Genomic DNA, 6,024 nt, shown 5'->3' with positions numbered 1-6,024 from the left:
TCTCTCGCGCGAGATCGCGTTCTGGACGGCCGCACTCGACTACGCGGTGCGAGAGCCGGCCGCCGAGGACTTCGTCGTGCTGCAGCCCGTCCGCGGCGACGGACCGAACATCTCGCTCGATGTCGTGCCGGCTCCCCGCGTGCTGCCCCCGCGCATCCACCTCGATCTCTATGCCGACGACCAGGCGCAGGAGGTTCGACGCCTCGCCGGGCTCGGCGCGCGTGAGGTGCACTGGGACAAACGCCCCGCCGACGCGGACTACGTCATCATGGAAGACCCCGAGGGCAACCGCTTCTGCGTGATCGACGCCTCCGACTGGCCAGGCTGGGAGGCATCCGGTCGCGTAGGTCGCCCGGCTCCGAGCTGATCGCCGTCGACCCCCGGCGCCTCTCCGCCGGTGTGAACCAGTAGGCTTCTCGGCGACCGTGACACGATCCGAGGAGGTGAGCCCGATGCACACACCGTCCACTCCGGGCGCTCCTTCGAGCTCACGATCGCGCGACTGACGTAGCCGTCGCGGGGAGCGCCGCAGAAAGAAGCTGCGAAATGAACGACTCACCTCTCCACGACCCCCACCCCACGCGCACGGCCCTGGTCCTCGGAGGCGGCGGAGCCGCCGGGAACGCCTGGCTGATCGGCGTCGCCGCCGGCCTCCACGCGGCGGGGCTCGATCTCACCGACGCCGACCTCATCATCGGCACCTCCGCCGGATCGACCGCCGCCGCCCAGCTCACCGGCGCCGACCCCGCAGAGCTGCTCTCGGCCACCCTCGCGGCTCCGCCGGCGCCGCGAGCCGCCGATCGCACGTCCCGACCGGCCGGGCCCGACCTGGACCACCTCGCGCGGACGCGCGCCGTCATCGCGGCCTCGTCGGACATCGACGACATGCGCCGCAGGATGGGTGCCGCGCTCCAGGCGGATGCCGCGTCCACCGCGGCCGCGAGCGAGCGGTGGCGTGCCGTCGTCGCCGCGCGGCTGCCCGTGACGGAATGGCCGCGACAACGGGTGCGCATCACGGCGGTCGACGCGCGGACGGGTGAGCCGGTCGTGTTCGACCGCGACAGCGGGGTCGACCTCGTGGATGCCGTGGCCGCCAGCTGCGCGGGCGGGTTCGCCTACGGCATCCGCGGCGAGCTGTACATCGACGGGGGTTACCGCGCCAACGCCGACAATGCCGACCTCGCGGCCGGGTACGCGCGCGTGCTCGTGCTGTCGCCGCTCGGCGGCAGGTCGCTGACGCCGGGGGAGTGGGGCACGCATCTCGCGACCCAGGTGGCGGGCCTGCGCGCCTCGGGGAGCGTCGTGGAGACGATCCTTCCCGACAGCGCGGCGCGCGCGGCGTTCGGCCCGAACCTGATGGACCCGTCGACGCGCGCGCCCATCGCCCGCGCCGGCTACGAGCAGGGGAGAGCGGTGGCCGCACGGCTCGGCGACTTCTGGCCCTGACCGATCCGAGCGGATCGCGTGATGGTGACCTCATGCGCACCGTGCCGATCGTCTCGCAGGCCGGTACCCGGGGGCTGCCTGTGCCGCCCGCACGACTAGCGTGAGAGCATGCGAGCGATTCCCGACGACATCCTCGAGTATCAGAAGCGGCTCGACGCCGAGGCTCGGCCGATCTGCGATCTGCTGCTCGCGACCATCGAGCGCGAGCTGTCGGATGCCGAACGCAAGGTGTGGCACGCGCACCCGGTCTGGTTCTTCGACGGCAACCCGGTCGTCGGGTACGACCGACTGAAGGCGTCCGTCCGTCTGCTGTTCTGGAGCGGACAGTCGTTCCGCGAGCCGGGGCTGAAGCCGGAGGGCACCTTCAAGGCCGCCGAAGCGCGGTACACGGCCCCCGAGCAGGTCGACGTCGAGGCGCTGCGGCACTGGCTCGCGGAGGCGCGAGCCGTCCAGTGGAACTACCGCGACATCCGCCGCAACCGCGGCCTCGTCCCGCTCCGCGGACTGGAGAGCTGACGCGCCGCCGAGAGCGTTGTCCGTCGCCCGAACCATCGGGTGTCGCGCGGTGACGGTGGATCGCGTGTCAAGGTCACTTGACACGCGATCATGGCGACAGCTATCGTGTCAAGTGAACTTGACTTGACCCGAGGGGGCGCATCATGACCGCATCCGCGAGCACCGCCGACCAACGCGCGGCGCGCAGCCTCATACCGCTGGCCGCCTGGACCGCGGCCTGGGTGGCATCCCTCGCGATCGCTCGCTTCGTCCCAGGCCAGCTGGGGGAGTACCAGCCGATCGCGGCGTGGATCGCGATCGGCGTCAACGTCGCGGTCGGGATCGTGTGGATCGTCGCCCACGCGCGATACCTGCGCCAGCTGGACGATCTGCAGCGCAAGATCCTCACGGATGCGCTCGCGGTGGCTCTCGGCGCGGGGCTCGTGGCGGCGATGGCCGCCTCGGTCGCGAACAACGCCGGCCTCATCTCGTTCGGCGATGACGCGGCCACCTTCGCGATCGTCGCCGCGGTGGCGTACATCGTCATGGCGATCGTCGGAAACGTGCGCTACCGGTGAGGAACAGCCTGCGCGCCCTCCGCGCCGAGCGTGACTGGACCCAGGCCGATCTGGCCGCGAGGGCCGACGTCTCGCGGCAGACCATCAACGCGATCGAGGTCGGCAAGTTCGACCCGAGCCTGCCCGTCGCGTTCCGCCTCGCGCGCCTGTTCGGCCTGACGATCGAAGAGGTCTTCTTCGACGACGCGGATTGATCGCCCGCTGACGCGTCGCACGACCGTCCTGCCCGCCGTCGGCGAGGGGAGTCATCGGTCGGGAAGGAGCGGCGCTCGGCGCCCGTGCACGCCGCTAGCCTTGCCCGGGTGCTCCCCACGTCCCGTCGTCAGGGAGGGTCTGGCATGCGGCGGACTCGGTGAGAGCCGCCACCTCTGCCCGCACGGCGACCCCGGCGTCGGTCTTCAGGATCGTGTAGACGACGCCCTCCTGAGCCCCAGGCTCGGGAATGAAGCCGACCGTCGCGGAATCGATCGCCGGGTCGTCGACGACAGGTCCGACGGCTGTCGTCATGAGGTCTGCGGTCGGATTCTCGATCAGCCAATCGGCGGTATCGTGCACCGTTGCACCGGGGATCGTCCAGAACGCCTCGAGTTCCTCGACCGGCACGCATGGCCATCCCGTGTAGGAATCGAAGCCGCCGAGGCTCGCTTCAGAGCGAACCGCTCCGGGTGGGAGAGCAGCCGCGTCGAGCCAGGTCTGTGCTCGTGCTCGTGCCGCGGCATCCGTGCTCGCCAGGGGAGTGGCGGGTGCACGCGTCTCGGAGGATGCGCTCCCCTCAGCGGACGTGGCGCCGCCGCCCGCGGTCGTCGAGGCGCAGGCGGTCAGGACGACGGCGAGGAACAAGGCGGTGGCCGTCGATGTCGAGCGATGCGGCATGGCGCCACGGTATCGGCAGCCGTCCGGGACGAGATCTCGCATCTCAGGTATCGTTCGGCGCGCCCGCCGCCTTCGCGGTCGCGGGCCGGAAGAGCATCGCGACGGCGCCCGACCGGAACTCGCGGCGACTCACGAGCTCGAGCTGGATGCGGTCGTGGAGCCCCGCGAGCAGGGTCGGTCCGTGCCCGGCGAGGACCGGCTGCACGACGAACTCGTACTCGTCGATCAGACCGAGATCCGCGAGCGCCAGGGGGAGCGTCACTCCGCCCACCCACAGGCCGTCGCCCGGTTCTTCCTTGAGCCGCTGAACCGCTAGCGCGAGGTCGCCGGGCACGAGCTCGGCGTTCCAGTCGACCGTGATCCGCGTGCTCGACACGACGTGCTTCTTCGCCCGGTCGATGGCCTCGGCGAACGGGATCTCCCACTCATCCATCCAATCGGGCCACGTGCCCGAGTCCGGCTTCCGCCAGGCGGACTCCATCATCTCGTAGGTCACGCGGCCGAACAGCAGGGCATCGGCTCGCTCCATCTCGTCGGTCCAGTACCGCATCGACTCCTCGTCGGGAGGGAGTCCCGCCTCGTGATGCACGCAGCCGTCGAGCGTGACGTTGATCGAGTACCGAAGTGGTCTCATGGCGTTGCTCTCCTTCGATTCCCGCGCCGCGTTGTCAGACCATTGTCCGCGCTTTCCGCGCCGCGCGTCGACCCCCGCGGCGATGGAGGCCGGGGAGTGCATCCACCGTCAGTGACTGGATATTCGGCATATCGAGTTGAGGACTATTCGCCGGATGGTCAGTGGCATCGGTGGGTGTCTCGTCGCCCTCGGTGTCCTGGGCCGAGCGGTCGAGCTGGCTCGACCGGTTTGCGGCGATCGACCGGTTGTTCGACTGGCAGGATTGAACGCATGACGACCTCGGATCAGCCGCTTTCGACGCCCGCCGCGATGCCGACCCACGCAGGTGACGCGAGCAAGCCATGGAATGATCTGGCTTCAGGTTATGAGAGGGCCCGTTCTCGCGCTGACTCGCTCGACAATCTTGTCGAGTGGCCCGCGCAGCGCGCGATGCTGGGGGATATCGATGGCATGAGCGTGCTCGATCTCGGTTGCGGGAACGGCGAGAAGCTCGTGCGTCTGGCGGGCGAAGGAGCGAGAAGGTGCGTCGGAGTCGATATCAGTGGAGAGTTTGTCGCGGGTCCGTCTGAGCGGTTGGACCTCGTCTCAGCAGACTTCAATGATTTCGACGCCCTGCCCCAGGTCGCCGGCCAGCAGTTTGACCGGATTCTCTTCTTGCAGTCGTTCGGCTATGCGAAGGATCCCGTCGGAATCTTGAAGCGCGCTCGTGCGCGGCTGACAGATGATGGATTCATCCTTCTCACCCGGACTCAGCCCATTCGATATGCATTGGAGCGGGCCGAGGCCAACAGTACGTTGGTGGGCGACGAGTACTTCGCTTCGGGCGCGTTCTCGTATGTCAGTGGGTGGGATAGCCAAGTGACGATGACGAAGCAGCGTTACACGATCTCGAACTTGATCAACACCTTCGCCCAAGCGGGGCTGTGGATTGAAGCTGCGGTCGAGCCTCACCTGTCTGAAGAACAGAAGCGCGAGTTCCCAGATAAGCACGCGTGGGCAAACAGATACCTCGCTGGCATCATCGTCTTCAAGCTGAGGTCGCTGGCCCGGGATATCGCTTTCGCGTAGTTTGCTGACAACCTCAGCAGTCTCGTGGTTGCGACGGCGTGCGGCTTTCCCTTGACGTCACGGGTCGTTCCTGTGCTGATGTTGCTTGGTTGCTGGATAGCTGGCCATAACGTTGCCGCTTCGCGCGGCGTGGCTCGCCATGACCTTCGCAGAATATCCGAGGAGCGCTCCGAGCGTCGATGCGTCGAGCTCCTTGGTCAGATCGAACAAGGTCGTGTTGCGAGTGGCCAGAGGCTGGATGCCGAAGATCTTCAGTCGATTCCAGAGAGTGTTCGCTGAGATGTGCTGGCCGGGTGTGGTGGATGGAAAGAGCCATGATGAGTTCTTGTTCATCGATCGGCTGCCGACGCCGTTGAGGTGCTCGTTGAAGAGTGGAATGAGCGATTCGGGAATGGGTGCCGGCTGGTTTCCGAGCTCGATCGTCATGCCGTCGAGCGTCGATGTGATTGCGTCGGCTTGCAGAGCGACTATCCGGCCGATGGGTGTGCCGTAGAGCAAGAAGATGATGGCTGCGACTCGCGTCGAGGGTATGACGTTGACCGACTCCAGGACGACACGGATCGCGTCGAGTCGTTCTCGAGTTGCAACCATCGGGGTGGTTTCTGCGGTCCGAGCTTTCGCTTTGAGTGTGCGGCGCTGGCCCGTGAGCTTCCTCTGCTGGAGGAAGGCCCGGACATGTTTGCGACTCGATGTTCCCTCTGACCAATAGAGGTCGATCTGCTCCTGGCGAAGGTCGTCGATCTTGGTGCGCTGTTCGGTGTCGAGCCAGTCGAGGAACTTGCCGGCTTCGGTGATCTCCTGCTTCGCCGTGCGAGTCGCGTAGTCCATGTTCTTTGGCGGTGGGTCTGCACGAAGTCGTCGGAGGTGGTGCCAGCGTCCGAACTGTTCGAGGGGCTGGAGGATGTGCGGGCGATCGTGGAACTCGTCCAG

Annotated in this window: 8 protein-coding genes and 1 pseudogene; 6 read left to right on the top strand and 3 right to left on the bottom strand. The window is 67.4% G+C overall.

Annotation, left to right across the window (positions count from 1 at the left end):
- From WML84_RS12090 to WML84_RS12070, 5 genes are all read left to right on the top strand, one after another.
- A partial coding sequence (locus WML84_RS12090) for a VOC family protein (RefSeq protein ID WP_347346395.1) occupies window positions 1-367 on the top strand: 367 nt, incomplete at its 5' end.
- Between the two features lie 179 nt (window positions 368-546).
- Window positions 547-1,446, top strand: a complete 900-nt coding sequence (locus WML84_RS12085; protein ID WP_347346394.1) for a patatin-like phospholipase family protein — start codon at window positions 547-549, stop codon at window positions 1,444-1,446.
- Window positions 1,447-1,554: 108 nt separating this feature from the next.
- The gene (locus tag WML84_RS12080) at window positions 1,555-1,962 is read left to right on the top strand and encodes a DUF1801 domain-containing protein (RefSeq protein WP_347346393.1); all 408 of its coding nucleotides are present in this window, start codon (window positions 1,555-1,557) and stop codon (window positions 1,960-1,962) included.
- Between the two features lie 143 nt (window positions 1,963-2,105).
- Window positions 2,106-2,519, top strand: a complete 414-nt coding sequence (locus WML84_RS12075; protein WP_347346392.1) for a hypothetical protein — start codon at window positions 2,106-2,108, stop codon at window positions 2,517-2,519.
- Complete coding sequence (locus WML84_RS12070) at window positions 2,516-2,713, top strand: helix-turn-helix transcriptional regulator (protein WP_347346391.1); 198 nt, start codon at window positions 2,516-2,518, stop codon at window positions 2,711-2,713. The genes WML84_RS12075 and WML84_RS12070 overlap by 4 nt, the downstream gene beginning before the upstream one ends.
- 94 nt (window positions 2,714-2,807) lie before the next feature.
- Here the strand turns inward: WML84_RS12070 and WML84_RS12065 are convergent, their stop codons facing one another.
- The gene (locus WML84_RS12065) at window positions 2,808-3,392 is read right to left on the bottom strand and encodes a hypothetical protein (RefSeq protein WP_347346390.1); all 585 of its coding nucleotides are present in this window, start codon (window positions 3,390-3,392) and stop codon (window positions 2,808-2,810) included.
- Window positions 3,393-3,435: 43 nt separating this feature from the next.
- Window positions 3,436-4,026, bottom strand: coding sequence for a dihydrofolate reductase family protein (locus WML84_RS12060; RefSeq protein WP_347346389.1), 591 nt, complete (start codon window positions 4,024-4,026; stop codon window positions 3,436-3,438).
- Between the two features lie 270 nt (window positions 4,027-4,296).
- Here WML84_RS12060 and WML84_RS12055 point away from each other — a divergent pair, with 270 nt between their 5' ends.
- Entirely contained in the window at window positions 4,297-5,094 is a 798-nt protein-coding gene (locus WML84_RS12055) for a methyltransferase domain-containing protein (RefSeq protein WP_347346388.1), read from the top strand.
- A 57-nt stretch (window positions 5,095-5,151) separates the two neighbouring features.
- Here the strand turns inward: WML84_RS12055 and WML84_RS12050 are convergent.
- Window positions 5,152-6,024 (bottom strand): annotated as a pseudogene (locus WML84_RS12050) (hypothetical protein); the annotation flags it as partial.

The sequence above is a fragment of the Microbacterium sp. genome (genome assembly GCF_039812165.1).
GTDB lineage: Bacteria > Actinomycetota > Actinomycetes > Actinomycetales > Microbacteriaceae > Microbacterium.
This window is presented reverse-complemented; position numbering and strand designations above follow the sequence as displayed.

Coding starts and splice junctions, on each gene's coding strand:
- WML84_RS12085 (WP_347346394.1), top strand. CDS start 547: ATGAACGACTCACCTCTCCACGACCCCCACCCCACGCGCACGGCCCTG.
- WML84_RS12080 (WP_347346393.1), top strand. CDS start 1,555: ATGCGAGCGATTCCCGACGACATCCTCGAGTATCAGAAGCGGCTCGAC.
- WML84_RS12075 (WP_347346392.1), top strand. CDS start 2,106: ATGACCGCATCCGCGAGCACCGCCGACCAACGCGCGGCGCGCAGCCTC.
- WML84_RS12065 (WP_347346390.1), bottom strand. CDS start 3,392: ATGCCGCATCGCTCGACATCGACGGCCACCGCCTTGTTCCTCGCCGTC.
- WML84_RS12060 (WP_347346389.1), bottom strand. CDS start 4,026: ATGAGACCACTTCGGTACTCGATCAACGTCACGCTCGACGGCTGCGTG.
- WML84_RS12055 (WP_347346388.1), top strand. CDS start 4,297: ATGACGACCTCGGATCAGCCGCTTTCGACGCCCGCCGCGATGCCGACC.